Source organism: Frigoribacterium sp. NPDC087798, assembly GCF_044742985.1.
Lineage (GTDB): Bacteria > Actinomycetota > Actinomycetes > Actinomycetales > Microbacteriaceae > Frigoribacterium.
In genome coordinates this window covers 39,090-65,934 of the sequence record NZ_JBIUVP010000007.1, presented here as the reverse complement: position 1 = coordinate 65,934, position 26,845 = coordinate 39,090, and the positions used below count along the sequence as shown (strand labels likewise).

The 26,845-nt window shown below is 72.7% G+C and carries 18 protein-coding genes; 12 read left to right on the top strand and 6 right to left on the bottom strand.

Annotated elements, in window-relative coordinates:
* Nucleotides 1-34 precede the first annotated feature (34 nt).
* Nucleotides 35-1,156, top strand: a complete 1,122-nt coding sequence (locus tag ACIOSR_RS14780) for an SDR family oxidoreductase (protein ID WP_402753017.1) — start codon at nt 35-37, stop codon at nt 1,154-1,156.
* A 61-nt stretch (nt 1,157-1,217) separates the two neighbouring features.
* Here ACIOSR_RS14780 and ACIOSR_RS14775 read toward each other — a convergent pair whose 3' ends face one another.
* Nucleotides 1,218-2,705: an APC family permease gene (locus ACIOSR_RS14775; protein WP_402753016.1), complete on the bottom strand. Its 1,488-nt coding sequence runs from the start codon at nt 2,703-2,705 to the stop codon at nt 1,218-1,220.
* 192 nt (nt 2,706-2,897) lie between these two features.
* Here ACIOSR_RS14775 and ACIOSR_RS14770 point away from each other — a divergent pair, with 192 nt between their 5' ends.
* Together ACIOSR_RS14770 and ACIOSR_RS14765 are read left to right on the top strand one after the other, a co-directional pair.
* A complete protein-coding gene (locus ACIOSR_RS14770; RefSeq protein ID WP_402753015.1) occupies nt 2,898-4,553 on the top strand; it encodes a molybdopterin-dependent oxidoreductase in 1,656 nt (551 codons plus the stop codon).
* Between the two features lie 98 nt (nt 4,554-4,651).
* Nucleotides 4,652-4,951 (top strand): putative quinol monooxygenase, encoded by a 300-nt coding sequence (locus ACIOSR_RS14765; RefSeq protein WP_056044807.1) that lies wholly within the window; start codon nt 4,652-4,654, stop codon nt 4,949-4,951.
* A gap of 28 nt (nt 4,952-4,979) precedes the next feature.
* Here the strand turns inward: ACIOSR_RS14765 and ACIOSR_RS14760 are convergent, their stop codons facing one another.
* Complete coding sequence (locus ACIOSR_RS14760) at nt 4,980-8,435, bottom strand: SNF2-related protein (protein WP_402753014.1); 3,456 nt, start codon at nt 8,433-8,435, stop codon at nt 4,980-4,982.
* Nucleotides 8,436-8,777: 342 nt separating this feature from the next.
* On the opposite strand from ACIOSR_RS14760, the gene ACIOSR_RS14755 reads away from it, so the two are divergent.
* Both ACIOSR_RS14755 and ACIOSR_RS14750 read left to right on the top strand, forming a co-directional pair.
* Nucleotides 8,778-9,620, top strand: a complete 843-nt coding sequence (locus ACIOSR_RS14755; RefSeq protein WP_371740296.1) for an HAD family hydrolase — start codon at nt 8,778-8,780, stop codon at nt 9,618-9,620.
* Nucleotides 9,617-12,124 (top strand): glycoside hydrolase family 65 protein, encoded by a 2,508-nt coding sequence (locus ACIOSR_RS14750; protein ID WP_056044802.1) that lies wholly within the window; start codon nt 9,617-9,619, stop codon nt 12,122-12,124. Before ACIOSR_RS14755 ends, ACIOSR_RS14750 begins: the two co-directional genes overlap by 4 nt.
* A gap of 88 nt (nt 12,125-12,212) precedes the next feature.
* On the opposite strand, the gene ACIOSR_RS14745 is transcribed toward ACIOSR_RS14750, so the two are convergent.
* A complete protein-coding gene (locus tag ACIOSR_RS14745) occupies nt 12,213-13,745 on the bottom strand; it encodes an MFS transporter (RefSeq protein WP_056044896.1) in 1,533 nt (510 codons plus the stop codon).
* A gap of 75 nt (nt 13,746-13,820) precedes the next feature.
* Between ACIOSR_RS14745 and ACIOSR_RS14740 the strand changes: the two genes are divergently transcribed.
* A complete protein-coding gene (locus ACIOSR_RS14740; RefSeq protein WP_056044801.1) occupies nt 13,821-14,477 on the top strand; it encodes a TetR/AcrR family transcriptional regulator in 657 nt (218 codons plus the stop codon).
* 97 nt (nt 14,478-14,574) lie between these two features.
* Nucleotides 14,575-17,109, top strand: a complete 2,535-nt coding sequence (locus tag ACIOSR_RS14735; RefSeq protein WP_402753013.1) for a glutamate--cysteine ligase — start codon at nt 14,575-14,577, stop codon at nt 17,107-17,109.
* Nucleotides 17,110-17,161: 52 nt separating this feature from the next.
* Here ACIOSR_RS14735 and ACIOSR_RS14730 read toward each other — a convergent pair whose 3' ends face one another.
* Nucleotides 17,162-17,518, bottom strand: a complete 357-nt coding sequence (locus ACIOSR_RS14730; RefSeq protein ID WP_402753012.1) for a hypothetical protein — start codon at nt 17,516-17,518, stop codon at nt 17,162-17,164.
* A 100-nt stretch (nt 17,519-17,618) separates the two neighbouring features.
* Here ACIOSR_RS14730 and ACIOSR_RS14725 point away from each other — a divergent pair, with 100 nt between their 5' ends.
* The gene (locus tag ACIOSR_RS14725) at nt 17,619-18,824 is read left to right on the top strand and encodes a hypothetical protein (protein WP_402753011.1); all 1,206 of its coding nucleotides are present in this window, start codon (nt 17,619-17,621) and stop codon (nt 18,822-18,824) included.
* Nucleotides 18,825-18,915: 91 nt separating this feature from the next.
* Entirely contained in the window at nt 18,916-19,683 is a 768-nt protein-coding gene (locus ACIOSR_RS14720; protein WP_402753010.1) for a hypothetical protein, read from the top strand.
* A 21-nt stretch (nt 19,684-19,704) separates the two neighbouring features.
* Here the strand turns inward: ACIOSR_RS14720 and ACIOSR_RS14715 are convergent, their stop codons facing one another.
* Both ACIOSR_RS14715 and ACIOSR_RS14710 read right to left on the bottom strand, forming a co-directional pair.
* On the bottom strand, nt 19,705-20,418 hold the full coding sequence (locus ACIOSR_RS14715) for a response regulator (protein ID WP_056044794.1): 714 nt from the start codon (nt 20,416-20,418) through the stop codon (nt 19,705-19,707).
* Nucleotides 20,415-22,181, bottom strand: coding sequence for an ATP-binding protein (locus tag ACIOSR_RS14710; RefSeq protein WP_402753009.1), 1,767 nt, complete (start codon nt 22,179-22,181; stop codon nt 20,415-20,417). The genes ACIOSR_RS14715 and ACIOSR_RS14710 overlap by 4 nt, the downstream gene beginning before the upstream one ends.
* A gap of 173 nt (nt 22,182-22,354) precedes the next feature.
* Here ACIOSR_RS14710 and ACIOSR_RS14705 point away from each other — a divergent pair, with 173 nt between their 5' ends.
* From ACIOSR_RS14705 to ACIOSR_RS14695, 3 genes are all read left to right on the top strand, one after another.
* A complete protein-coding gene (locus tag ACIOSR_RS14705) occupies nt 22,355-23,932 on the top strand; it encodes a cation:dicarboxylate symporter family transporter (RefSeq protein WP_402753008.1) in 1,578 nt (525 codons plus the stop codon).
* Nucleotides 23,933-24,137: 205 nt separating this feature from the next.
* Nucleotides 24,138-25,139, top strand: coding sequence for an alcohol dehydrogenase catalytic domain-containing protein (locus ACIOSR_RS14700; RefSeq protein WP_402753007.1), 1,002 nt, complete (start codon nt 24,138-24,140; stop codon nt 25,137-25,139).
* Nucleotides 25,136-26,818, top strand: coding sequence for a flavin-containing monooxygenase (locus ACIOSR_RS14695; protein ID WP_402753006.1), 1,683 nt, complete (start codon nt 25,136-25,138; stop codon nt 26,816-26,818). Before ACIOSR_RS14700 ends, ACIOSR_RS14695 begins: the two co-directional genes overlap by 4 nt.
* Nucleotides 26,819-26,845 lie beyond the last annotated feature (27 nt).

The window sequence follows — 26,845 nt, the reverse complement described above, 5'->3', positions numbered from 1 at the left end:
GAATGCCGGGAGGCGCGATCGGCTTGGACCACGGATGAGCACCACCGAGACCCCCCAGACCGACAGCACCCGGCCCGCCGCCCCGACGGTTCCGGGCACCGCCCTCGTGGTGGGCGCCAGCGGCATCACCGGCACCGCCCTCGTCGAGCAGTTGACGCGCGAGGGGTGGGACGTCCTGGCCCTCTCGCGCCGCGCCTCCTCGTCCGACGGGGTGACGGGCATCTCCGCCGACCTGACGAGTGCCGAGAGCCTGCGCACGGCGCTGGCGGACGCGAAGCCGACCCACGTGTTCTTCGCCGCCTGGCAGAAGCGCGACACCGAGGCGGAGAACATCGCGGTGAACGGCGCCATGGTCCGCGACCTGCTGGCCGCCCTCGACCACGCCCCCGTGCGACACGTGTCGCTCGTCACCGGGCTGAAGCACTACCTCGGCCCGTTCGAGGCCTACGGCACGGGCGACATGCCCGACACGCCGTTCCACGAGGACGAGGAGCGCCTGCCCTACCCGAACTTCTACTACGCGCAGGAGGACGAGCTCTTCGCCGCCGCGGAGCGCCAGGGGTTCACCTGGTCGGTTCACCGCTCGCACACCGTCATCGGGTTCGCCGTCGGCAACGCCATGAACATGGGGCTGACCATCGCCGTGCAGGCCGCCCTGAGCAAGCGCCTCGGCCGTCCGTTCACGTTCCCGGGCAGCGAGACGCAGTGGAACTCGCTCGTCGACGTCACCGACGCGGGCGTCCTCGCCGAGCAGATGATCTGGGCCGCGACCGACCCCGCCGGTGCCGACGAGCCGTTCAACGTCGTCAACGGCGACGTGTTCCGCTGGCGCTGGCTGTGGCCCCGCCTCGCCGGCCACCTCGGCATCGACCCCGCGCTCGTCGAGGGCTTCGAGGGCGAGCCGCGTCCGCTCGAGCAGCAGATGGTCGGCCTCGAGCAGGAGTGGCGCGACCTCGTCGCCGAGCACGACCTCGCCGAGCCCGACCTGTCGCGCGTCGCCTCGTGGTGGCACACCGACGGCGACCTCGGCCGCGACATCGAGGTCGTCACCGACATGGGCAAGGCCCGCGACGCCGGGTTCACCCGGTACCGCCGCACCGAGCAGGCGTTCGTCGACCTGTTCGAGCGCTACCGCGCCGCCCGCCTGATCCCGTAGGTCTCGATCCGCCGAGGAGGCGCGGTGCCGGTGGCGAGACCGGTGCCGCGCCTCCTGCCGTCTACGCACGGGGGTCGGCGCGCTCGGCGTCGGCGATCGCGTCGCTCGGCACCGGCTTCCCCCGCCGCGACACGAAGGTCACGAGCCAGAGGACCACGCCGATCGCGAGCAGGCCGCCGGCGATCGTGTACTGCTCGGCGCCGCGACCGGAGGACACCGGCAGCACCAGCCAGAGGCAGGCCACGACGCCGACGATCGGCAGGACCGTGCCCGCGCGGAAGTGTCCGTGCGACACCGTGTCGCGACGCAACACGAGGACGACGACGTTGACCAGGGCGAACACCGTCAGCAGCAGCAGGGACGTCGTGCCGCCGAGCACGGCCACGATCGGCGACTCGGGCGAGAGCGAGACGTAGCCGATCAGCACCAGGCTGAGCGCCGTCGTGAAGACGATCGACGCCCACGGGGTCTGCCGCTTCCGGTGCACCCTGCCGAGGAAGCCCGGCAGCACGCCCTGCTTGCTCATGCCGTAGAGCAACCGGCTCGCCATCATCATGTTGATCAGGGCGCTGTTGGCGACGGCGAACATCGAGATGAACGGCAGCAGCCCGCCGATCGGGAAGTCCGGGGCGGCGGTGTTCACCACGGTGACCAGGGGGGTCTCGTTGTCGGCCAGGTCGCCGATCGGCACGATCGCCACGGCGCAGATCGAGACGAGCACGTAGATCACGGCGGTGATGCCGAGGCCGGTCAGCATGACCCTGGGGAAGACGCGGCTCGGGTCCTTGGTCTCCTCCGCCATGTTGACCGAGTCCTCGAAGCCGACCATGGCGAAGAAGGCGAGCGACGTCGCGGTGCTGACGCTCAGCAGCAGCGACTTGTCGCCCGGCGTCTCGAAGAGCACCACCTGGCCCCAGTCCGCGTTGCCGCCGGCGATGAACCAGAACCCGATCAGGATCACCATGACGAGGCCCGACAGCTCGATCAGGGTGAGGACGACGTTCGCCTTGACGCTCTCGCTGACCCCGCGGAAGTTCACGGCCATCACGAGCAGCATGAACGCCATCGCGATCAGCATCACCGCCGAGTTCGACAGCTCGACGCCGATGCCCGCCGCCAGGTTGGCCGCGAACGCCCGTGACGCCGTCGACGCGCTCGTGATGCCCGAACACATCACCACGAAGCACACGATGAACGTCACGAAGTGGATGCCGAACGCCTTGTGCACGTAGAGGGCCGCACCGGCGGTCTGCGGGTACTTCGTCACGAGCTCGAGGTACGAGAACGCCGTCACGAGGGCCACGGCGAACGCGATCAGGAACGGCAACCACGCCGCACCGCCGACCTCGGCCGCGACCTGCCCGGTCAGGGCGTAGACGCCCGTGCCGAGGATGTCGCCGACGATGAACAGCAGCAGCAGCTTCGGACCGATCGCCCGCTTCAGCTCGGTGGGGCTCTCGCCCGTGTCGGTCGTGGGCGGCTGCGCCTGGTTCGCGGATCGCTGGTTCGCGGACCGTGGGTTCGGGGGCTGCTGGTTCGTCGTCGACATGCTGACCTCCGGGGCGCATCGGTGTGTCTCGGGCGTTCCGGTCATCCTGCTCCCGCCGGAGCGGCAGCGGAAGAGGCGGCCGGACATCGTCACACCCCCGACACAGAGGCGGCGTCCACCCGACACCAGGAGGCGCGTCCCCGGTCCCCGGGACGCAGGCGGTTCCCGAGCCACGCGTCGTACCCTGAGCCCATGTCGGTCCGCCTGTCCCCACCCGAGTCGTCGACGTCCGGCCCCGCACCGACGCCCGGCCCCACCGACCCGATGACCCCCCGCGCCGCCGGGCTGTGGGCCGCCCTCGCCGGCATCGTGTCGATGGCCGCGTTCCTCGCCGCCGCCGAGGTCGTCGCCCTCGTCACCGGGCCCACCGGCAGCCCGCTCTTCGCCGTCGGCTCGGCCGTCGTCGACCTCGCCCCCGCCGGCGTGAAGGACGCCATGGTGTCCCTGTTCGGCACCGGCGACAAGGTCGCCCTCTTCGTGCTGATGGGCGTGCTGCTCGTCGTCATCACCGGCGCGGCCGGCTACGGCGAGTACCGCCGTCAGCCGATCGGCAAGATCGCCTTCGTGGTGGGCGGGGCGCTCGCCGTGATCGCGGTCCTGACCCGCGCGGACGCCGGCCAGGTCGATGCCATCCCGAGCCTCGTCGGCACCTTCGCCGCCGTGCTGCTGGTCGACAAGCTGGCCTCGCGCCTCCGTCGGTGGGTCCGTTCGACGTCGGCCGGGTGGGCCGAGCAGACCCAGCCCGTGCCGCCCTTACGCGGGCCCGGGCTCGAACGCCGGTCGTTCCTCACGTACACGGTCGTGGCCGGCGTGGCCGCCGTCGTCGTCGGCACGGGGGCCCGCGTCGTGAACGCCGGCCGGGCGAACGCCGCGGCCCTGCGGCGCGCCCTGACGTTGCCCCGCGCGAGCGTGACCGAGGCCGCGGTCCCGGCCGGCGCCTCCTTGGACGTCGAGGGCATCACGCCCTACGTCACGCCCGCCGCCGACTTCTACCGCATCGACACGGCCCTGCAGGTGCCGTCGATCGACCCGGCCGACTGGAGTCTGCGCATCCACGGCCTGGTCGATCGCGAGGTGACGATCTCGTTCGACGAGCTGCTCGCCCTGCCGCTCGAGGAGCACATGGCGACCCTCAGCTGCGTCTCGAACGACGTCGGCGGCGACCTGATCGGCAACGCGCTCTGGCTCGGCTACCCGATCCGCTCGCTGCTCGAGCGCGCGGGGCCGAACGGCGGCGCCGACATGGTGCTGTCGCGCAGCATCGACGGCTTCTCGGCCGGTACGCCGCTCGACGTGCTGCAGGACGACGGCACGGACGCCCTGCTCGCGGTCGGCATGAACGGCCAGCCGCTGCCGATCGAGCACGGCTTCCCGGTGCGGATGGTCGTGCCCGGCCTCTTCGGCTACGTGTCGGCGACCAAGTGGGTCGTCGAGATGGAGGTCACGCGGTTCTCCGACGCCCAGGGCTACTGGACGCCTCGCGGCTGGGACGCCCTGGGGCCGGTCAAGCTCGAGTCGCGCATCGACGTGCCCCGCGACGGGGCATCCGTCGACGCCGGGACGGTCTCGATCGCGGGGGTGGCGTGGCAGCCGCACACGGGCGTCGAGGCGGTCCAGGTGCGGATCGACGGCGGCTCGTGGCTCGACGCGACCCTGGCCGACTCGGTCTCGGCCGACACGTGGCGCCAGTGGGTCCATCGCTGGGACGCCGGGGCCGCGGGCTCGGGGTCGCACACGATCGACGTGCGGGCGCAGGGCGCGGACGGCACCTGGCAGCGCGAGCAGTACGTCCAGCCGGCTCCGAACGGGGCCGAGGGCTGGCACCGCGTGACCGTCGAGGTCGCCTGACCCGGCGGACGAGGAGGCGCGGGTGCCAGGGTGGGAGGTCGCGGCCCGTCCGCCGCGCGGCCCGCTCCCGGGGCCGCCGCCCGATCGAAGGGACCACCATGTCCACCACCGTCCACCTCGAACTGCACGTCGACCCCGCCCGGCTCGACCTCGCCCACGAGATCGCCCGCGAGACCCTCGTCGCCACGCGCGCCTGGCCCGGCTGCCAGGGGCTCGAGGTGCTGATCGACGACGCCGACCCGTCGGTCATGATCGTCGTCGAGACGTGGGCCTCGTCGGCCGACCACGACGCCTACGTCGCCTGGCGCGCCACGCCCGAGGGGGCCAATCGCCTGCCCGAGGTCTTGCTCGCGCCGCCGACCACGCGGACCTTCGCCGAGACGGTGTCGCTGGCCTGACGCCCGCCTCGGCCCGGCCCGGCTCGGGTCAGGCGTCGAGCAGGCCGCGGATGTCGTCGGCGGTGAGCGCCGCGCTGAACACGGCGTCGTCGTCCATCACGGCGTCGAAGAGCTGCGACTTCTGGGCCTGGAGGGCCAGGACCTTCTCCTCGATGGTGTCGTTCGCGATCATCCGGTAGACCATCACGTTGTCGGTCTGCCCGATGCGGTGCGTGCGGTCGACCGCCTGGGCCTCGGTGGCCGGGTTCCACCACGGGTCGAGGATGAACACGTAGTCCGCCTCGGTCAGGTTGAGCCCGAACCCGCCCGCCTTCAGGCTGATGAGGAACGCGGGTGCGTCGCCGGTCTTGAACCGGTCGATCACCTCGGCCCGACGTCGGGTCGACCCGTCGAGGTACTCGAACGCGACGCCACGCTGGTCGAGCCGGGCGGCGACCTTGTGCAAGAACGTCGTGAACTGGCTGAAGATCAAGGCGCGGTGCCCCTCGGCGACCACGTCCTCGAGTTCGTCGAGCAACTGGTCGAGCTTCGCCGAGGGGATGTCGGCGTAGGCCTCGTCCACGAGTGAGGCGTCGAGCGAGAGCAGGCGCAGCAGGGTGAGCGACCGGAAGACGATGAACCGGTTGCGGTCGAGGTCGTCCATCAGGCCGAGCAGCTTCTGTCGTTCACGCTGCAGGAAGGCGTCGTAGAGGTCGCGGTGCGCGGGGTCGAGGTCGACGCGGAGGATCTGCTCCTGCTTGGCGGGCAGGTCGGACGCGACCTGTTCTTTCGTCCGGCGCATCATCAGCGGTCGGATGCGCCGGCGGAGCTTCTGGAGCAGGTCGGGTGCCTCGCCCGTGGCGATGGGCTTGACGTAGTCGTCGGCGAAGCGGACGCTGCTGCCGAGCAGTCCGGGCGCCACCACGTGCAGCAAGGACCACAGGTCGGTCAGGCTGTTCTCGAGCGGCGTGCCGGTGATGGCGAGCTTGAACGGCACGTCGAGGTCGACCGCGCACCGGTGGGCCTGCGAGGCACGGTTCTTGACGAACTGTGCCTCGTCGAGGATCAGCCCCGCCCACCCTTCGGCCTGGTAGGCGGCGAAGTCGAGGCGGAACAGGGCGTACGAGGTGACGACGACGTCGGCACCCCGGGCGAGGTCGTGCACCGAACCGCGACCGCCCTTGGCCTGCGTGGCGGTCACGGCGCGGACGGTCAGCCCTGGTGTGAAGCGGGCGGCCTCGGCCACCCAGTTCGACACGACCGACGTCGGGGCCACGACGAGGAAGGGCGCGGGAGGAGCGCCGGGACCGTCGGCCGCGGCCGGGGCCGCCTCGGCCGTGGCCGCTAGCGGGTCCGGGGCCGCTGCCGGGCCCGCGGCGGCTGCCGGGCCGCCTGCCCGCATCCGTTCGGTCTCGCGCACGTGCGCGACGAGGGCGAGCGTCTGCAGGGTCTTGCCGAGGCCCATGTCGTCGGCCAGCACCCCGCCGAGCCCCTGCTCGTGGAGGAAGGCGAGCCAGTCGAACCCCTCGTGCTGGTACGGGCGGAGGGTCGCGTCGACCGTGGCCGGCACGGGGGTCGCCGTGGCGGCTGCGAGGCCGCCGGCGTCGGCCAGGGCGAGCAGTCCGCCGACCGACCGCTGCCACTCGGCGGCGGGCACCGTCTCGTCGGCGAGTTCGTCGAGCTCGGACCAGAGGCTGGCCTGGTAGCGGTTGATGCGTGGCGCGACCTCCCATTCGTCGAGTGCCGACGCCTCGTCGATGAGCCTCTTGAGCTCGTCGAAGGCCGGGTGGTCGAGGGACAGGTACGAGTGGTCGACCAGCAGCAACTTCTTGCGCCCCTTCGCGAGGGCGGTGATGAGCGGCGTGAAGGGCACGGTCCGTCCCTCGACGGTGACCAGCACGCCGAGGTCGAACCAGTCGCGCTTGTCGGTCGGCATCGTGGTGATGGTCAGTCGGGGCTCGTCGGTCAGCTCGTGGTAGTCGGGCCGCGTGCCGACGAGGTCGACCTGTACGTCGGGTCGCGCCTCGAGTGCCGGCAGCGTGCCGGTCGCGAACTCGGCTGCGGTCACCCCCTTCAGCACCTGGTCGCGGGGGACGACGTCGAGCTCGGTGAGGTCGGGGACGGGGGAGTGGGCCGTCAGCGGTCGGGGTGCCCCGTCGATCGTCCACCGCCAGGTCAGGCGGATGGTCTGCCCCTTCTCGAACCCGACGGTGAGCGTCAGCACGGGCGGCACGATCGTCGGGAACTCGATCGACGCGTCCGAGCTGACGACGTCGACGCGCCGGCGGAGGGTGGGGTAGTAGTCGCGGAGGAATTCGTCGGAGTCGGCGGCCGGGACCACGACCTCGGGCGTGATGGTCAGGAACCGCCGTTGCTCGTCGTCGAGCGGCCCCGCGGTCGGCGCGAGCGTGAAGGTCGGGGCGGGTTCGTGGGCGACGCACCACACCCCGTGGTCGGCGATGACGCCGGTCGACTCCGCGCGGCGGGCCACGCCGTCGACGGTGACCCCGGCGGTCAGCAGCATCGAGCCGTCGTCGCCCCGCACCGCGTCGACCGTGACGCGGGCCTCGTCGCCGACGACGACGTCGGTCGCGCGCTTGCCCGTCACGAGCGAGATGCCCAGGCGACCGGCCTCGGCCAGCAGCGGCCACAGCAACGGGCTGGCGAAGTCGTCGACGAACAACCAGTCGGCGTCGCCCGGCGTGTAGGTCGAGACCGCCGACCGGTGGAGCGCCGCGAACTGGCCGAACCAGGCGTGCTGATCGGGCTCGATGGCCAGCCGGTTGAGCTGGTACGGCAGCGACGTCCAGGTCAGGTTGCCGCGCACCCAGTTGCCCGTGCCGCTCAGGGTGACCGGCCGCACGCCGAGTCGCTGCACAGTCGGTCCGCCCTGCCGCCGGGCCGAGGGCGCGACCGCGCGCCCCCGGGTCGAGTGCGCCCGGTCGCGCAGTTCGAAGAGCAGACCCATTCGCGTCGTCCGGACCGAGGAGGCGCGGGTCGGCTGCCCGATCGCCCCCACCGTCGACCGCCAGTCGCTCGCTCCCGTGCCGGACCGGGCCGCCCCGAGCGCGGTCACGCCCCCGGTCGTCAACTCGTCGACGGTGGGGGCCGGGGCGCTGCGATCGGCCACGGCCCGGGAGTTGCTCTGCAACAGCGTCGCCGCGACGTGCTTGCAGTCGCTGCCGATCGGGCAGGTGCAGCGGCTGCGGACCGGGCGGCTGTACTCGCCGCGAGTCGCCCGCAGGTCGACGACGACCTGGTAGGGCGTCGACTCGGCCCCTCGGACGGTGCCCTCGAGGCGCTCGTCCGCCGGGTGCCAGGCGGTGTCGAGCACGGCTCCGTCGCGGACGTATTCTTTCGCCCGGTTGAAGGCGCGCGGCCCGACGAGCCGGATGACGTCGACGGCGTCGACCATCGGCACGGCCGTCGAGTGGACGGGGCCGTCGGCGTCGCCGTCACCGGCCGGGAAGCCGTCGTGCACGTCGAACTCGTCGCCCAGGTCCATGCCGCCCATGATGTCAGCCGCCGCCGACACCTCCGGCTCGCTCCCCAGGTGTCGTGGTCCTCCCCGGGATCGTCCGCCGGCCCCCGTCGTCCCGCCCCCAGGGCGTTCGTCGTCCACACCCCCGGACGCGTGGCTAGGTGTCGGGGCGCAGCGGTGCCACACTTGACCCGTGGGGCCCACCCCGCACCACCCCGTCGGCACAGCAGCTGGCCCGCACCATCCCGCTCGTCCCGTCGCCCCGCGTCATCGTCCTGCCCGAAACGTTCCCGCCTCACCGGCACCGAGCCGTCGTCGCCCCGGTGCCTCTCACCCTGCCCGCACGCTCGAAGGGATCGGCACCCCGTGTCCATCGTCACGCCCCGCGACGCCTCGCGCCTCTCGCACCTCCGCGCCCTGCTCTTCGACCTGGACGGCGTCCTGACGCCGACCGCCGAGGTCCACATGCGCGCGTGGGCCCGCCTCTTCGGCGACTACTTCGCCGCGCACGACCTCGCGCCCTACACCGAGGCCGACTACTTCGAGCACGTCGACGGTCGGCCCCGTTACGACGGCGTCCGGGCGATGCTCGCGGCCCGCGACGTCGTCCTGCCCGAGGGGTCACCCGACGACGACCCCGAGGCCGAGACGGTGTGCGGTCTCGGCAACCGCAAGAACGCGGCCTTCGCCGCCGAGCTCGCCGAGAACGGCGTCACGCCGTACCCGGGGTCGGTGGCCTTCCTCGACCGGGCCCTCGCCGAGGGCGTCCGGGTCGCCGTGGTCTCCAGCTCGCGCAACGCCGTGCCGGTGCTCGAGGCCGCGGGCCTCCGCGACCGCTTCGACGTGATCGTCGACGGCGTCGTGGCCGCGGCCGAGGGCATCGCCGGCAAGCCCGCCCCCGACACGTACCTCGAGGGCGCCCGCCGCCTCGGCCTCACCGCCGACGACTGCGTCGTCGTCGAGGACGCGCAGTCCGGCGTCGAGGCCGGTCGCCGGGGTTCCTTCGGCCTCGTGCTCGGGGTCGACCGCGGAACGGGTGCGCAGACCCTGCTCGACTTCGGGGCCGACCTGGTGGTCGACGACCTCGGCGAGCTGGTCGAGGCGCTCGACCGAACCCGCGCCTCCTCGGCTCCGAATCCCGACCAGGCGACACCGGGCACCCCCTCGACCAGCAGCAGCACCACCGGCACCACGGAGGCACAGTCGTGAACCACATCACGTCCGACCCGCTCGACCGCTCGCGGTTCCCCGTCGACGAGTGGGCATTCGTCGAGGACGAGTACATCCAGGGCGACGAGGGCCTCACCGAGACCGTCTTCGCGGTCGGCAACGGGTACCTCGGCCTCCGCGGCAACCCCGACGAGGGGCGCGGCGGTCACTCGTTCGGCACCTTCGTCAACGGCTTCCACGAGACCTGGCCCATCCGGCACGCCGAAGAGGCCTTCGGGTTCGCCCGGGTCGGCCAGACGATCGTCAACGTGCCCGACGCGAAGGTCATCCGCCTCTACGTCGACGACGAACCGTTCGTGCTCTTCGAGGCCGACATCCTCCGCCACACGCGACGCCTCGACTTCCGCGACGGCGTCCTCACCCGCGAGATCGACTGGCGCACGCCCTCGGGCAAGCGCGTCCTGGTGACCAGCCGCCGTCTGGTGAGCTTCGAGGACCGCCACCTCGTCGTCATCGAGTACGAGGTCACGATGCTCGACTCGTCGGCGTCGCTGCTGATCTCGAGCCAGATCCTCAACCGTCAGGACATGGGCGACCAGTACCACGCCGGCATGCGGGCCGCGGCCGAGGCGTTCGACCCGCGCAAGGCCGAGTCGTTCGACGACCGGGTGCTGCAGCCCGTGCTCAACCGCAACGGCGGCACGCGGGCCGTGCTCGGCTACCGCACGACGAACTCGGGCATGACGATCGCGGTCGGCGCCGAGCACCGCATCGAGACCGACGCCGAGTGGGACCAGTCCTCGCAGATCGACGACGACATCGCCAAGCACGTCTACCGCGTGAAGGCGCAGGCCGGCCAGAAGGTCCGTCTGACCAAGACGATCACCTACCACACGAGTCGCGGCGTGCCGCCTCGCGAACTGGCCGACCGGTGCGACCGCACCCTCGACCGGGCCGCCGAGACGCCCACGGCCGAGATCTTCGAGCACCAGCGCGCCTGGCTCGACGACTTCTGGCAGCGCAGCGACGTCCAGGTCGCCGGCCAACCCGAGATCCAGCAGGCCGTCCGCTGGAACCTCTTCCAGCTCGCGCAGGCGACGGCCCGGACCGACGGTCAGGGGGTCGCGGCCAAGGGCGTGACGGGGTCGGGCTACGGCGGACACTACTTCTGGGACACCGAGATCTACGTCCTGCCGTTCCTGACGTACACCTCGCCCAACGTGGCCCGCAACGCCCTGCGGTTCCGTCTCGGCATGCTCGACGCCGCCCGTGACCGGGCCGTCGAGTTGAACCAGCGCGGCGCCCTGTTCCCGTGGCGCACCATCAACGGGCTCGAGTCGAGCGCGTACTACGCCGCCGGCACGGCCCAGTACCACATCGACGCCGACATCAGCCACGCCCTCAGCCAGTACGTCCAGGCGACCGGCGACGAGGACTTCCTGCAGAGAGGTGCCGTCGACATCCTCGTCGAGACGGCGCGACTGTGGGCCGACCTCGGCTTCTGGCGCTCGAACGGCGACCAGCGGTTCCACATCGACGGCGTCACCGGGCCCGACGAGTACACGACCGTCGTCGACGACAACCTCTACACGAACGTCATGGCGCGGGCGAACCTCCGGGCGGCCGTCCGGGCGGTCACCCGTCTGAAGGACGACTCTCCCGTCGCGTTCGACCGGATGGTCGACCGCCTCGGCCTCGAGGAGCACGAGATCACGGGGTGGCAGCTCGCCGCCGAGGCGATGCACATCCCGTACGACGACCACCGGGGCATCCACCCGCAGGACGCCCAGTTCCTCGACAAGGAGCTCTGGGACCTCGAGGCCACCCCGGCGAACAAGCGACCGCTGCTGTTGCACTACCACCCGCTGGTGATCTACCGCTTCCAGGTGCTCAAGCAGGCGGACGTCGTGCTCGCGCTCTACCTGCAGGGCGACGAGTTCACGCCCGAGCAGAAGCTGCGCAACTTCGAGTACTACGACGCGCTGACGACGGGCGACTCGACCCTGTCCGGCGTCGTGCAGTCGATCATCGCGGCCGAGGTGGGCCACCACCAGCTGTCGCAGCAGTACTTCCTGTCGTCCCTGTACGTCGACCTGGCCGACCTGCACAAGAACACGTCCGACGGCGTCCACGTGGCGTCGACCGGCGGCATCTGGAGCGCGCTGGTCAACGGGTACGGCGGCATGCGCGACTGGCTCGGCTCGATCACCTTCGACCCGCGCCTGCCGGCCGACTGGGACGAGCTCTCGTTCCGCGTCGCGATCAAGGGCAGCCGGGTGCGCGTCGACCTCGCCCAGCACGAGATCGTCTTCACCGTCGAGACGGGCGACGCCGTGACGCTGTCCGTCCGCGGCGACGAGTTCCGGGTCACCCCCGAGGCTCCGGTGCGGGTGGCCCTCGAGGGCCAGGGGCCGCGCATCACCACGCGCGTCCCCACGACGAGCGACCTCCGCGGGCTGATGCGCGCCGACGGTTCCGTCATCACGGCGTCGATCCCGACGATCAGCGTCGACCGCTACGACGAGGACGAAGCCGCGTCCTGACCGACGCGACGTCCGTCGCCCGGACGACCCGCGCCTCCCCGGCCCCGAGGGCTGAGGAGGCGCGGGTCGTCCGGGCGAGGGGGTCGCGTCAGTGCACCGGGACCGGTGCGTCCACGGCGGGCGAGGCCGACGCGTCCACGTCGTCCGACTGCGGGACGCGGCGACGGAACAGCAGGGCCGCGATGACCGCGCCGACCGCGAAGAACCCTGCTCCCCACCAGTACGCCGTGGCGTAGCCGGTCACGGCGGCCTCGGCCGCGACGGCTCCGGTCGCGGGCAGGTGGTCGGCCACGTAGTTCGCGGCCGCGGTCGCCGCCAGGGTGTTGAGCAGTGCCGTGCCGATCGACCCGCCGACCTGCTGGCTCGTGTTGACCATGGCCGAGGCGACGCCCGCGTGTCCGCGGTCGACGCCGAGCGTGGCGGTCTGGATCGACGCGGGCATGATCGAGCCCATGCCGAAGCCCAGCACCATCAGGGCCGGCAGCACGTTGGCGGCGTACATGCTCTCGAGGTCGAGCCGGGTGAGCAGCAGCATGCCGACCACGCCGAGGGTCATGCCGAACGGCACCATGATCTTGGGCCCGAAGCGCGGCACGAAGATGTTCGTCGACAGCTGGGCCGCGAGGACGAGCATCGCGATCATGGGCAGGAAGGCCAGGCCGGTCTTGGTCGGCGTGTACCCGAGCGAGGTCTGCAGGTAGTACGTCACGAACAGGAAGATGCCGAACATGCCCGCACCCGCGATGGTCACCGACGCGTAGGCGGCACCCCGGTTGCGGTCGAGCACGATCGACAGGGGCAGCAGGGGGTGCTCGGCCCGGCGCTGCCACGCGACGAACGAGGTGAGCAGCACGACGGCCGCCGCCAGGAAGCCCCAGGTCAGCGGCGAGTCCCAACCCTGCGTCTCGGCGTTCGAGAAGCCGTAGACGAGCGAGAAGAGCGCGCCGGAGACGAGCAGCGTGCCGGGCACGTCGAGCTTGGGTCGCGGTCCGGTGCGGGTGACGTGCGACACGAAGATCGCGGCCCCGACGATCGCGACGGCGGCGATGACGACGTTGATGTAGAGGTTCCAGCGCCACGAGGCGTACTGGGTCAGGAACCCGCCGAGCAGCAGGCCGATGGCTCCGCCGGCACCGGCGATCGCCCCGAAGACGCCGAACGCGCGGGCGCGCTCCTTCGGGATCGTGAAGGTCGTGGTCAAGACGGCGAGGGCGGTCGGGGCGAGCAGGGCGCCGAACGCGCCCTGCAGGGCGCGGGCGAAGACGAGCAGCCCGAAGGTGCCGGCCGCACCGCCGAGGGCCGAGGCGAGGGCGAAGCCGATCAGGCCGATGATGAACGTGCGCTTGCGGCCGATCAGGTCGCTGACGCGGCCGCCGACGAGCAGCAGGCTGCCGAAGGCGAGCGAGTAGGCGGTGATGATCCACTGCCGGTCGCCGTCCGAGAAGCCGAGGTCGGTCTGGGCGGCGGGCAGCGCGATGTTCACGACGGTCGAGTCGAGGACGACCATCAGTTGGGCGAGGGCGACGGTGGTGAGGGTCCACCAGCGCCGGGACGGCGGCGGGGTCGCAGAGGACGAGGAGGCGCGGGTCGCGCCGTCAGGGGAGGTGGAGGCCTGAGACATGAGCGCGAGCATATACGAGTCTCGCCAGTTTCGGATACAGGCAGTTTCGTAAACATCCGAGGTAGAGTCGCCCCCATGACCGACAGGGAAGGCGTGGCGACGACGCCCGCCGAGACCGACCCCGCGACCCCCTCGCGACCGGGTCGCAAGCGCGACCACAGCCGTGACCCCGAGATCCTCCGGTGCACCATCGACGTGCTCGCCGAGACCGGTTTCGAGGGCATGACCATCGAGATGGTGGCCGCGCGCGCCAAGGCCGGCAAGGCCACGCTCTACCGCCGCTGGGCCTCGAAGGGCGAGCTCGTCGTCGACGCGGTGGCCTGCCTCAAGCAGGGGGCCGTCGACCTCGACGGCCTGCCCGACACCGGCACGCTGCGCGGAGACCTCCTGGCGATGATCAAGCCGCACAGCATCGACGACGCCGAGAAGAAGATGCGGGTCATGGCGGGCGTCGTGACGATGCTCTCGACCACGCCCGAGCTGGCCGAGGCCGTCGACGCCGCGATCGTCCAACCCCGTGCCGAGGCCAACCGCCTGCTGCTGCGCCGCGCCCTCGAGCGAGGCGAGATCGCGGCCGACACCGACATCGAGGCACTCGCCCTCGTCACCCCGTCGATGGTGTCGTACCGGGTGCTCGTCCTCCGGAAGCCCGTCGACCGTGACTACCTCGTCGGGCTCATCGACGGCGTGCTGCTGCCCGCCGCGGGGGTGCGCCAGACCGCTCGGGTCTGACTCCACGGCCGACGGGGCCGCGCCTCCTCGTGACCCGTTCATGTGAAATCCTCATGAAGAGGCGGGCAGAACCGGGCCACGCCCGTACTGTGCAGGCATGAGCGCAGAGCTGACGCTGGGGGCGGAAGAAGAACTGCACCTGATCGACCTCGAGACGGGGCGTCTGTCGGCCAGGGCGCCGCACCTCCTCGCCCGGCTGCCTGCCGACCGCTACGGGGCCGAACTGCAGCGCACCACGATCGAGACCAACGTCCCGGTCGTGACCACGCTCGACGACCTGCGGCGCGAGATCCTGACCCTCCGTCGGGACCTCGTCGAGGTGACGACCGCCGAGGGGCTCGCCATCGGCGCCGTCGGCACGGCCCCGCGCAGCGAGGTCGCCGACTTCGAACTGACGACGACCGGGCGCTACGGGCGCATGCACGAGCAGTACCGCCTGCTCGTGGACGAGCAGCTGATCTGCGGCCTGCAGATCCACGTGGGCGTCGCCGACCGCGACCTCGCCGTGGACGTCGCCGGGCGGATCGCCCCGGTGCTACCCGCCCTGCTCGCCCTGAGCGCCAGCTCGCCCTACCTCAACGGCCAGGACACCGGTTACGCGAGCATCCGCTCGCTCATCTGGCAACGGTGGCCGAGCGCCGGGGCGACCGGCCCGATGGCCGACGCCGCCGAGTACGACCAGCTGCTCGCCGACCTCATCGGGTCGGGCGTGATCGCCGACAGCGGCATGGCCTACTTCGACGTCCGGCCCTCCAGCCACGCGCCCACCCTCGAGCTGCGCACCTGCGACGCCTGCCCGTTGGTCGACGACGCGGTGCTGATCGCCGGCCTCTACCGCGCCGCGGTGCGCCGGGCCGAGACGGACGTCGAGGCCGGCCGCCCCGCCCGGCACCGGGCGGCGCCGCTGCACCGGGCCGCGATGTGGCAGGCGGCGCGCAGCGGGCTCGCCGGCGAGCTGCTCGACCTCGAGCAGCACCCCTCGCGGTTGCCCGCGGCCGAGGCCGTCCGGCAGCTCGTGACCCGGCTGCGACCACAACTCGAGGAGTTCGGCGACTGGCAGACCGTGTCCGACCTCGCCGAGGCCACGCTCGCCCGGGGCAACTCGGCCGACCGGCAGCGCGCCGCCTTCGCCGAGAGGGGACGGCTCGACGACGTGGTCGACCTGGTCGTCCGCGAGACGCACGGCCCCGCCGCCGGGCTCGACGACCCGGCGCCGACCCTCGTGGGGTACCGGTTCCGTGCCGGCGACGAGGCGATCGGCCCGGGACTCCACCCCCGCCCGGCCTACCGGGACGTCGCCGGCTTCTTCCAGCAGCTCGGCGCGACCGAGGCCCGCGCCCGCGCCGTCGCACGGGACGCCTGGTGCGAGCGGGCCGGTCTCGGGTTCGGCGTCGGCGGCGACCACCGGGCGTTCCACTGCGACCTCGTGCCCCGCATCGTCACGCGGCACGAGTGGAGCCGCCTCGAGGCCGGCCTGACCCAGCGCGCCCGGGCGATCGAGGCGTTCCTCCGCGACGCCTACGGTGAGCGCCGGGTCGTCGCGGACGGCGTGCTGACCCACGAGCAGGTCGTCGGCGCGGCGGGGTGGCGGACCGAGGCCACCCGGCTGCCCGCGGACGCCGTGCGCGCGGCGGTGCAGGGTTTCGACCTCGTGCGCGACGAGCTCGGTGGCTGGCGCGTGCTCGAGGACAACGTCCGGGCACCGAGCGGGGCCGCGTTCTCGATCGCCGTGCGACGGCTGCTCGACGAGGTGGTGCCGGACGCTCCGCGCCCGGCCGGGCTGCTCGACCCGACGAGCGTGTTCTCGGTGCTGAGGGCGACGTTGCTGGCGCACGCCGCGCCTCCTCGGGGCGGAGGCGAGCCGGTCGGCGCGGTCCTCAGCGAGGGCCCCGCGAGCCCGGCCTGGTACGAGCACCGCACCCTCGCCGAGGGCGCGGGGCTGCTGCTGCTGCAGGCCGACGACGTCGAGGTGCAGGAGGCGCGGGTCGTCGACCGCAGGACCGGCACCGTCGTCGACGCGCTCTACCTGCGGCTCGACCGCGAGCTGGTCGACGTGCACGCGCCGCACGACCCGTTGCTCGGCGAGCACCTGATGGACGTGGCGGCGGCGGGCGACGTCGTGCTCGCCAACGCCCCCGGCAACGGGCTCGTCGACGACAAGGCGATGTACTGCGCGGTACCCGACCTCATCTGGTACTACCTGGGCGAGCGTCCGCTGCTCGAGTCGGTGCCGACCTACCGGACGGGCGACCCGGCCGAGCGGCTCGCGGTGCTCGACCGGGTGGGCGAGCTCGTCACGAAGCCGGTCGACGGCGAGGGGGGTCGCGGTGTCCTGATCGGCCCGTCGGCCAGCGCGGCGGTCGTGGCCGAGCGTCGGGCCGAGATCGCCCGGGACCCGTCCGGCTGGGTCGCGCAGGAGGTGGTGACGTTGTCGTCGCACCCGACCCTGACCCCGACCGGGCTGCAGCCGCGGCACGTCGACCTCCGCTGCTTCGTGTACCTCACCGGCACCGGGGCGGGCGAGAGCGTGCTCGCCGACCTGGCGCTGACCCGCGTGGCGCCCGAGGGCAGCATGATCGTCAACTCGTCGCAGGGCGGGGGCGCGAAGGACACCTGGATCGTGGGCGTCTGACCCGTCGGCGTCCCCGAGGGAGGCGCGGTGTCGGCCCGTGCCCCGTCACCGGTCAGAAGGGCCCGGCGGCCTTCGCGATCGCCTCGAACAGGGCGGTCGTGTCGTCGTCGCGGCGCTTGACCGACGTGCCGATCGTGCCACCGGGGGAGTGGACCTCGGCCGAGACCCGGCTGCTCTTGTCGGACGCGGCGAAGTCGAGCCTCACGGTGTCCGTGCCGCTGGCCGACGCCGACCGACGCAGAAGCGTGGCCCCCGTCTCGTCGGCGTCGCGCAACGAGAACGTGGGGCTCGCCTGCAGTGCTCGACGCACGAGGCCGGGCAGCATCGCCACCGGCAGCTTCAGGTCGAGCGTCGCCCGGGTCACCTCGGGGTCGCCTCGGACGATCTGGGGTCCACGCGTGTCGGCCATGGTCGGAGCGTAGTGCCGACGGACGGCTCCGTCGATCACCCGGGGGCAGTGGACCATGAGGATCTCTCGCCCACCTGCGTCGTCCCCCTACGCTGGGCCAGTGAGTGAACAGACCCTTCCGCCTGGCTCGGGCGGCGTCCCCTTGCCCCCGCCACCCTCGGCCGACGAGATGCGGGCGACGAGCGAACGGATCGACGAGCTGACCCGGGTGTCCGAACTGCGGGGCATCGACGACACCGACGCCCAGGCCGACCTCTGGGACGCCCTCTTCGCCCTCGACCGCTGGTGGTTCATCGCCCGTGGCGAACTGCCCGACGTGCAGCCCCTGGTGGCCGACGTCGACTTACGTCCGATGGTCCTGGCCTTCACGTCGCCCGAGCGGGCGCGGCAGCACGGCTTCGCGCGAGGGCTGTCGGACGAGGAGGCCGGCCGGCTCCTCGCCCTGCCGTCGAGGGGCTTCGTCGACGATGCCGTCGCGCGGGAGCGCACCGGCGTGTTCGGCGTCCTCTTCGACGTCGAGGGGAAGGGACCCTATGCACCCCTGGGTGCACTCGACGCCATGCGGAGGTTCGGCGTCGATCGGCGGGCGCGGCGCACGGCAGACGCGAACGGCTCGACGTCCACGCCGCCGGCCGGTCCGGACCGCTTCGCCCGCCCGACGGACGCGCCGGTGCTCGTGGTCGCCCACGACGGTCGGCGGCTCCGGCGTCAGCTGGTCGGTTCAGGCATCGGAGTCCTCCTCGCCCTCGCCCTGCTCGCCGCCCTCGTGACGTGGGCGATCACCAGCACCGCGCTGCTCTGGTTCGTGGTCGCCCTCTGGATCTTGCCCACGTTGTTGCCGATCGCGACGTTCTCCGAGTACGTCGGAGCCGTGCGCCGCCGTGGCCGGCCGTCCTTGTCGGTCCACGCGTCGGCGATCGTCATCGACGGCAGCGTCGTCGTGCCGTGGGACTCGGTCACCCGGGTGAGCTGGGTCGACGGGCCGTCAGGCCCCCTGGCCGGCGCGGGCGGGAGGTCGGTGCGACGGCTGTCGATCGTCGCCCGTCTGTTCGCGATCGGCGACGGGAAGCGGCTCGTCAACTTCCACCTGCGGGACCACGACGAGGTGCGTCGGCACGCCGGCAGCGAGGGGACGACGCGACTGGTCGACCCGACCAGCGCAACGCCGTCGCTTCCGGCGGACGCCGCCCACGCCTACGTCGTCCTCACCGACGCCCTCGGGTCGACCGACTTCGCCGCCATGACCGGCGTGTTGCAGCGCCTGGTCGAGGACCGCGGGCTCGGCTGGTCCCGCGCGGTCGAGTAGGCGACAGGCCACCGCGGAGCCGCGTCGGGGTCGCAGCGGGCACCGCCGCCGCACCCGGGCCTCACCCGGCCGGCCGCCCTACGCTGGACCGATGCCGAGCCCCGACCCTTCCGACCCCCGCCGTCCGTCGAGCCGTCGCGGCCCGTCGGGCACCGCAGCACTCACCTGGGGAGTCGTGCTGCTCGCGATCGCCGTCGTCGGGTCGCCGATCGGCGCGTCGGTGCTGCTCGTCGGGCTCGTGGCGCCCGGTCGGCAGTCGTCCGTCGACGTCGTGGTCGCCCTCGCCGTGGTCGCCGTCCTCGTCGCCGGCGGCATCGTGCTCGTGAGGATCGGTCTGGGACAGCGCCGTCGAGCCCGGCTCGAGAAGGTCGTCGACCGGGCCGCCCCGCCGGCGGGACCGATGCCGGTGACGCGGCCCGCGCCTCCTCGGGTGGCTCCCGGCAGCGCGGCACCGGTCGTCGTTCCGCCCCCTGTGGTCGACGCGACGCCGGTGCGGACCACGGCCGTCGTGGTCGACGACCCGGTCGCCCTGTGGCGCTCGGCGTTCCGACTCGAGGCCTGGTGGTTCGTCGACCGCGGCACGGCCGGGGCCTCGAGGCCCTTCGCCGTCGTGGACGAGGGCACCCCGACCCTGCTCGCCTTCACCTCGCCCGAGCGCGCTCGGGACGCCGCCCTCGCCCGCGGCCTCGACGCGTCGTCGGCCGACCGGCTGGTCTGGCGCGCGCCCGCCGACTTCGTGGCCGACGTCGGCACCTACACGCGTGCCGGGTTGAGGCGTCTCGCCCTCGACCCCGACCAGCACGGGGCATCCGGCACCCTCGCGGCGCTGCCCGAGATCGCACGGCTCGTCCGGCGCTGACCCGCAGGGCAGGCCGTCCGCTCAGTTCCAGCGGTAGCCGTGCTCGGGTCGGCCCGGGCTGCCGTACCGGGGCTCGCGGGTCGCCGCCCCCGTGTCGGCGAGGTGCTCGAGGTACCGGCGGGCGGTCACCCGCGACACCCCGGCGGCGTCCGCCACCTCGCCCGCCGACGGTGACCCGCCGCGACGCAGCACCGCCACGACCTGCTCGAGCGTGGCCGGCGCGAGGCCCTTGGCCAGCGTCGGTGCCGGTGCCCGGCGCAGGGTGGCGAACCCCGAGTCGACGTCCGACTGGGTCACCTGTCCCTGCCCGGTCGCCAGCGACTCGCGGAACGCCCGGTAGGCCCCGAGCCGGTCGGCGAACGTCGCGAAGGTGAACGGCTTGATCAGGTACTGGACGATGCCGAGCGACACCGCGGTCCGCACCACGGAGGCGTCCCGCACGGCCGTGATCGCGATGACGTCCACGCTCGACCCCGCCGCCCGCAGGGCCCGGCAGAGCTGCAGACCGTGCGTGTCGGGCAGGTTCATGTCGAGCAGCACGAGGTCGAGACCCCGCCCGTGGGGGCCGCCGAGCGCGCGGACCGCGTCGAGGGTCTCGCGTCCGTCCCGCGCCCGGCCGACCACCTCGAAGCCGTCCAGCCGGTCGAGGTACGCGACGTGCGCCTCCGCGGTCAGGGGCTCGTCCTCGACGACGAGCACGCGGACCCGGTCGACGGACGAGGAGGCGCCGGTCACGACCGCACCCCACCCCGACGTCGGGCGGTGGTGTCGACGTCGTTCGGCCGCCGGTCGGGCAGCAGCACCGAGAAGGTGGTCCCGTCGGGCCCCGTGGAGACGTCGAGCCGACCGCCGACCCGACCCACGGCCTGGCGGACGAGCGCGAGGCCGATGCCCCGTCCGCCCGCCGACGTCGGCTTGGTGCTGAACCCCCGCCGGAAGGCGAGCTCGACGTCGTCGAGCCCCGGACCGTCGTCCTCGACGTCGAGCTGGACGCCGCCCTCGACCCGGGCGACGGTCACCTCGACCCGGGGCGGACGGGCCGGGCGGCCGGTGGGATCGGGGGAGGGGGCCGGGGCGTCGAGGGTCGGGGCGACCGCGTCGAAGGCGTTGTCGACGAGGTTGCCCAGGATCGTGACGAGGTCCCCGGGCTCGACGTCGATCGTCCCCAGGTCGGGCTCGACGTCGACGCGCAGGTCGATCGACCGTTCGCGGGCCTGCGCCGCCTTCCCGAGCAGCAGGGCGGCGAGCGTCGGCTCGTCGATCGAGGCCACGACCCGGTCGGCGAGCCGCTGGCCGAGGTCGAGCTCGTCGGCCGCGAACCGGAGGGCCTCGTCGCCACGCCCGAGCTCGATCAGCGACACGATCGTGTGCAACCGGTTCGAGAACTCGTGGGTCTGCGAGCGCAGCGCGTCCGAGAGGGTGCGCATGGTCTCGACCTCGCCGGTGAGGTGGGTGAGCTCGGTGTGGTCGCGCAGGGTCGTCACGGTCCCGAGCGTGCGGCGGGAGCGCGGGCGGGTGGCGCCGGTGACCGGTGCCGCGCCTCCTGACGGCGTCGCGCCTCCTCGTCCGGTCGAGGGCGACGGGTGGGACGGGCCCTCGGTGGGTTCGGTGACCTCCTGGTTCACGACCAGCACGCGGTCGTCGGTCACGTGCACCTCGTCGGAGGCGCGGCGTCCGGAGGCGAGCAGCTCACGGAGCGAGTCGGGCAGCTGCAGGTCGGTCAGCGGGACGGGAGCGGCGATGCCCCCGGGGGGCAGGTCGAGCAGTTCGGCCGCCTGGTCGTTGTAGAGCGTCAGTCGGCCGCGGTCGTCGACGAGCACGAGACCTTCGCGCACGGAGTGCAGGACGCCCTCGTAGTACGCGAACATCCGGGCGAGTTCCTCGGGGCCGCGGCCCCAGGTCACCCGCCGCAGGTACCGGCTGAGCAGCCACGAGACGACGCCGCCGAGCACCACGGTCGCCCCGGCGGCCGCGAACACGAGCGGCAGCCGCTCGCCGACCGACTGCGTGATGGTGTCGACCGTGACCCCGGCCGACACGAGGGCGACGACCTCGCCGTCGCCCTCGATCGGCACGACCGCGCGCACCGACGGGCCGAGGGTGCCGGCGTAGGTCTCGGTGAACGACTCCCCGCGGAGGGCCGGGGCGATCGTGCCGACGAACGGGCGGCCGATCTCGTCGGGGTCGGGGTGCGTCAGGCGCGTGCGGTCGGGCCGCATGATCGTGACGAAGTCGGTCGACGTGTCGCTCATCAGGGCCACGGCGTAGGGCTGCAGACGGGCGCTCGGATCGGACGTCCCCAGCGCGTCGACGACGTAGGGGTTGTCGGCGATCGAGGTGGCGAGCGCCAGGCAGGCCCGTGCCGCCGAGCGATCGGCGTCGTCGCGGGCCGACCGGATCGTCCAGGCCGTCGCCAGCAGGGTCACGGCGACGACGAAGACCACGAGCAGGGCGAACAGCCGGGTGGCGATGCTCCACCGGGTGGGGTCGACGGTCATCTCGGGCGGGCTCCTCGCTGCGCTGCGGCCGGCGTCCATCATGACGCACCACCGGCGCGACCAGTATGACCACAACGTCGACGTCCACCCGGCGACCGACGAGAGTCGCGGCGACGAACCCCGCACGACCGTCGACGACGAAGCCGCCGGTCACGAGCTCGAGGAAGACCCCCATGGCAAAGACGCACAAGGGCCCGCAGACCCCCACACCCGGCGGAACGACGACGACGGGCGGCGTCCGCCCCCGGCGCCGGATCGACCGCTCGCACTGGCTCTACATCGCGGTGATCGTGGCCGTCGCGGCCGGCATCGTCGTCGGCCTCACGGCACCCGAGGTCGCCGTGCAGCTGAAACCGATCGGCACCGCCTTCGTGTCGCTCATCTCGATGATGATCGCGCCGGTGATCTTCTGCACGATCGTGCTCGGCGTCGGCTCCATCGCCAAGGCCGCGACCGTCGGCAAGGTGGGCGGGCTGGCGCTCGGCTACTTCATCGCGATGTCGACCTTCGCCCTGGCCATCGGCCTCGTGGTCGGCAACCTGATCCACCCGGGCGAGGGCCTGATGATCGGCTCGACCGGATACGAGGCGCCCGCCGCCGAGGAGGCCGGTGGCACGGCGGGCTTCCTGCTCGGCATCATCCCCGAGACGCTGGTGTCGTCGCTGACCAGCGGCTCCATCCTGCAGACGCTGTTCGTGGCCCTGCTCGTCGGCTTCGCCCTGCAGCGCATGGGCGATCGCGGCGCGACCATCCTCGAGGGCGTCCGCAACCTGCAGGTGCTGGTGTTCCGCATCCTCGCGATGATCATGTGGGTCGCCCCGATCGGTGCGTTCGGTGCGATCGCCGCGGTGGTCGGCGAGACCGGCGTCGCCGCCATCGTGGCGCTCGGCACCCTGATGGTCGCCTTCTACATCACGTGCATCCTCTTCGTCGCCGTCGTGCTCGGCACGATCCTCAAGCTCGTCACGGGCGTCAACATCTTCCGGGTGATGAAGTACCTCGGACGTGAGTACCTGCTGATCGTCTCGACCTCGTCGAGCGAGGTCGCGCTGCCCCGCCTCATCGCCAAGATGGAGCACCTCGGCGTCTCGAAGCCCGTCGTCGGCATCACCGTGCCGACCGGCTACTCGTTCAACCTCGACGGCACCGCGATCTACCTGACCATGGCGTCGCTCTTCATCGCCAACGCCATGGGCACGCCGCTCAACGTCGGTGAGCAGGTCTCGCTGCTGCTGTTCATGATGATCGCCTCGAAGGGAGCCGCCGGCGTCACGGGTGCCGGCATCGCCACCCTCGCGGGAGGCCTGCAGGCACACCGGCCCGACCTGGTCGACGGCGTCGGCGTCATCGTCGGCATCGACCGGTTCATGTCCGAGGCGCGCGCCCTGACCAACTTCACGGGCAACGCCGTCGCGACGATCCTCGTCGGCACCTGGACGAAGCAGATCGACAAGGACCGCGTCGAGACCGTGCTGTCGGGTCGCGCGCCCTTCGACGAGGCGACCATGAACGCAGACGGTCACGGCGCCTCCTCGGGGTCGGACTCGGGCTCGGGTTCGGACTCCGCTTCGGCCGGCCCGGCCGCCGCGCGCCTGCTCGACGGTCGCGCGGGTGGGCTGGGCTCGCTCGAGGGCACCTCGCCCGACCGCATCTCGACCGGCTCGTTGCACGCCATGGTCGGCACCGACGGTCGGCGTGCCGATGAGCACCTCGCCGACGCCGCCGCGGACGACGAGTCCCGTCGCGGGTAGGACCCGCCTCGGACCCCGGATCGTCGCCGAGACCCCCGTGCGTAGGCGGGGGTCTCGGCGACGTCCCGGGGTCTCGCCGTCGGCCCGCCGACCCGCGGCGGGTGCAGCGTGCAACATCCGTGTCGGAGGCGTACCGTCGCACCCGATGTGCGGTCACGCCCCGCGGTCAGAGCCGACCGACCGGGCCCCGCAGGACGGAGCCACCATGCTCGCCGGACGCCTCGACGTCAGCACCCGCCACTTCTCGGTCACCGAGGTGCCCACCCCCGACGCCGGCCCGGGGCAGGTGCGCATCGCCGTGGCCGCGGCCGGCGTCTGCCTGAGCGACGTGCACCTGATCCAGGGGTCGCTCACGCCGCTGCACCTGCCGGGCGACACCGTCACCCTCGGCCACGAGGTGGCCGGCACGGTCGACCAGGTGGGCGACGGCGTCACGCACGTCGCCGCCGGCGACCGCGTCCTGCTGCAGGCCGGTGAGGAGCGCGACGGCCAGGTCTTCACCCGCGGCGTCGACTACGACGGCGGGTGGGCCGAGTTCGCCGTGGCCCGCGCCGACACGGTCGTGAAGATCCCGGACTCCCTGCCGTTCGAGCAGGCCTGCTTCATCCCCGACGCCGTGTCGACTCCCTGGGCTGCGCTCACCACGACCGCCGACACCCGGCCCGGCACGGCGGTCGGCGTCTGGGGCGTCGGCGGCCTCGGCGCCCACGCCGTCCAGCTGCTCTCCCTGCTCGGCGCCGCGCCGATCGTCGCGGTCGACCCCCTGCCCGGTGCCCGGGCCCGGGCGCTCGAGTTCGGTGCGGACCTCGCGCTCGATCCCGCCGACCCGGACTTCGCCGCGGCACTCGGCCGGGCGACCGGTGGCCGCGGACTCGCCCGGGCCTTCGACTTCGCGGGGGTGCCCGCCGTGCGCGAGCAGGCCATCGCCTGCCTCGGATACCGGGGACGGTTGACGCTCGTCGGCCTGTCGGACCAGCCGATCACGATCACCGACGGCACGAAGTTCAGCTTCCTGCAGCAGCAGGTCCTCGGCCACTACGGCTCCGAGCCCGCCGACGTCACCACGCTCGTCGCGCTGGCGGCCCGGGGGAGGCTCGACTTCGCGAAGTCGGTCAGCGCGACCGTGCCCCTGGCCGAGGCCGAACGGGCGGTGCAGATGCTCGAACGCAAGGAAGGCGACCCGATCCGGATCGTGCTGGTCCCGTGAGCGACGCGACCCGCGCCTCCTCGGTCCCGGACGAGGGCGACGACCGCCCCGCCGGTGGTGACGGCCGCCCCGCCGGTGGTGACGACCGCCCCGCCGGTGGTGACGACCGCCCCGCAGGTGGGGACGACCGACCCGTCGTGGGAGGCGTCGAGCACGTCGACCTGCTCGTCGTCGGCGCCGGCCTGTCCGGGGTCGGCGTGGCGGCCCAGCTCCGCCGGGACTTCCCCCGTCGCAGCCTGGCCGTCGTCGAGGCCCGCGCGGCGATCGGCGGCACCTGGGACCTCTTCCGCTACCCGGGGGTCCGATCGGACAGCGACATGTTCACCCTCGGCTACGGGTTCCGACCCTGGCGCGACGCGCGGGCGATCGCCCCGGGCGAGGCGATCAGGGAGTACGTCCGTGACACGGCCGACGAGACGGGCGTCGCCGGGCTGATCCGGTTCGGGCACCGCGTGGTCGCGGCCGACTGGGTTTCCGCCGAGGCCCGGTGGACCGTCACGATCGAGGTCGCGAGCACGTCGGCAGCGGACGCGTCGTCCGCCGCCGGCGAGGAGTCGAGCGCAGGAGGCACGGGTGCCGTCCCGACGTCCCGGCGCGTCACGATCACGTGCTCGTTCTTGTTCGTCTGCTCGGGGTACTACCGCTACGACGAGGGCTGGTCGCCCGCATTCCCGGGGCAGGACTCGTTCGCCGGACGCGTCGTGCACCCCCAGCACTGGCCGGAGGACCTCGACGTGAGCGGCAAGCGCGTCGTCGTGATCGGATCGGGGGCGACGGCGGTGACCCTGGTGCCCGCCCTCGCCGAGAGCGCCGAGCAGGTCACCATGCTGCAACGTTCGCCGACCTACGTGCTGTCCCTTCCCTCGCGACGGAAGGAGCCCCGCGCCTGGCGTCGGCTGCTGCCGCAGGCCGTCGACGACCGGCTGATCCGGTGGCGCAGCATCGGCATGGCGCTGCTCAGCTTCCAGACGAGCCGGCGCTCTCCCGAGAAGATGAAGGCGTTCCTCCGGGCGCAGGTGGCCCGGCGCCTGCCGGACGACTTCGACGTCGACCGGCACTTCCAGCCGAGCTACGACCCGTGGGACCAGCGCCTCTGCATCACCCCGGACGGCGCGCTGTTCCGGGCGTTGCGCTCGGGGTCGGCGTCGATCGTGACCGACGACATCGACTCGTTCACGGCCGGTGGCGTCCGGGTCGCGGGTCGCGACGGCCAGCGGGCGCACGAGCTGCCCGCGGACGTCGTCGTCACGGCGACGGGGCTCAACCTGCTGCTGTTCGGCGGCATGCGGTTGTCGGTCGACGGGGTGGAGGTCGACCCGGCGACCCGGCTGACCTACAAGGGGTTCATGCTCTCGGGGGTGCCGAACCTGGCGTTCGCCATCGGGTACACGAACGCGTCGTGGACGCTGAAGATCGACCTCGTCGTGCACTACGTCGCCCGGCTGCTGCGTCACGCCGACCGTCACGGGTACCGGTCGGCCGTGCCGATCGCGCCGGAGCGGCCGGGACCGACGAGCCCGCTGATCGACCTGACGAGCGGGTACGTGTCGCGCGGGGTGCACCTGATGCCCCGGCAGGGATCGCGGTCACCCTGGCGGATGCACCAGAACTACCCTCGCGACGTCTGGTTGATGCGGCACAGCACCCTGACCCGGGACGGCGTGCGGTTCGAGCGCTGAGCGAGCCCCGGCGGTCTCGCGTCGGAC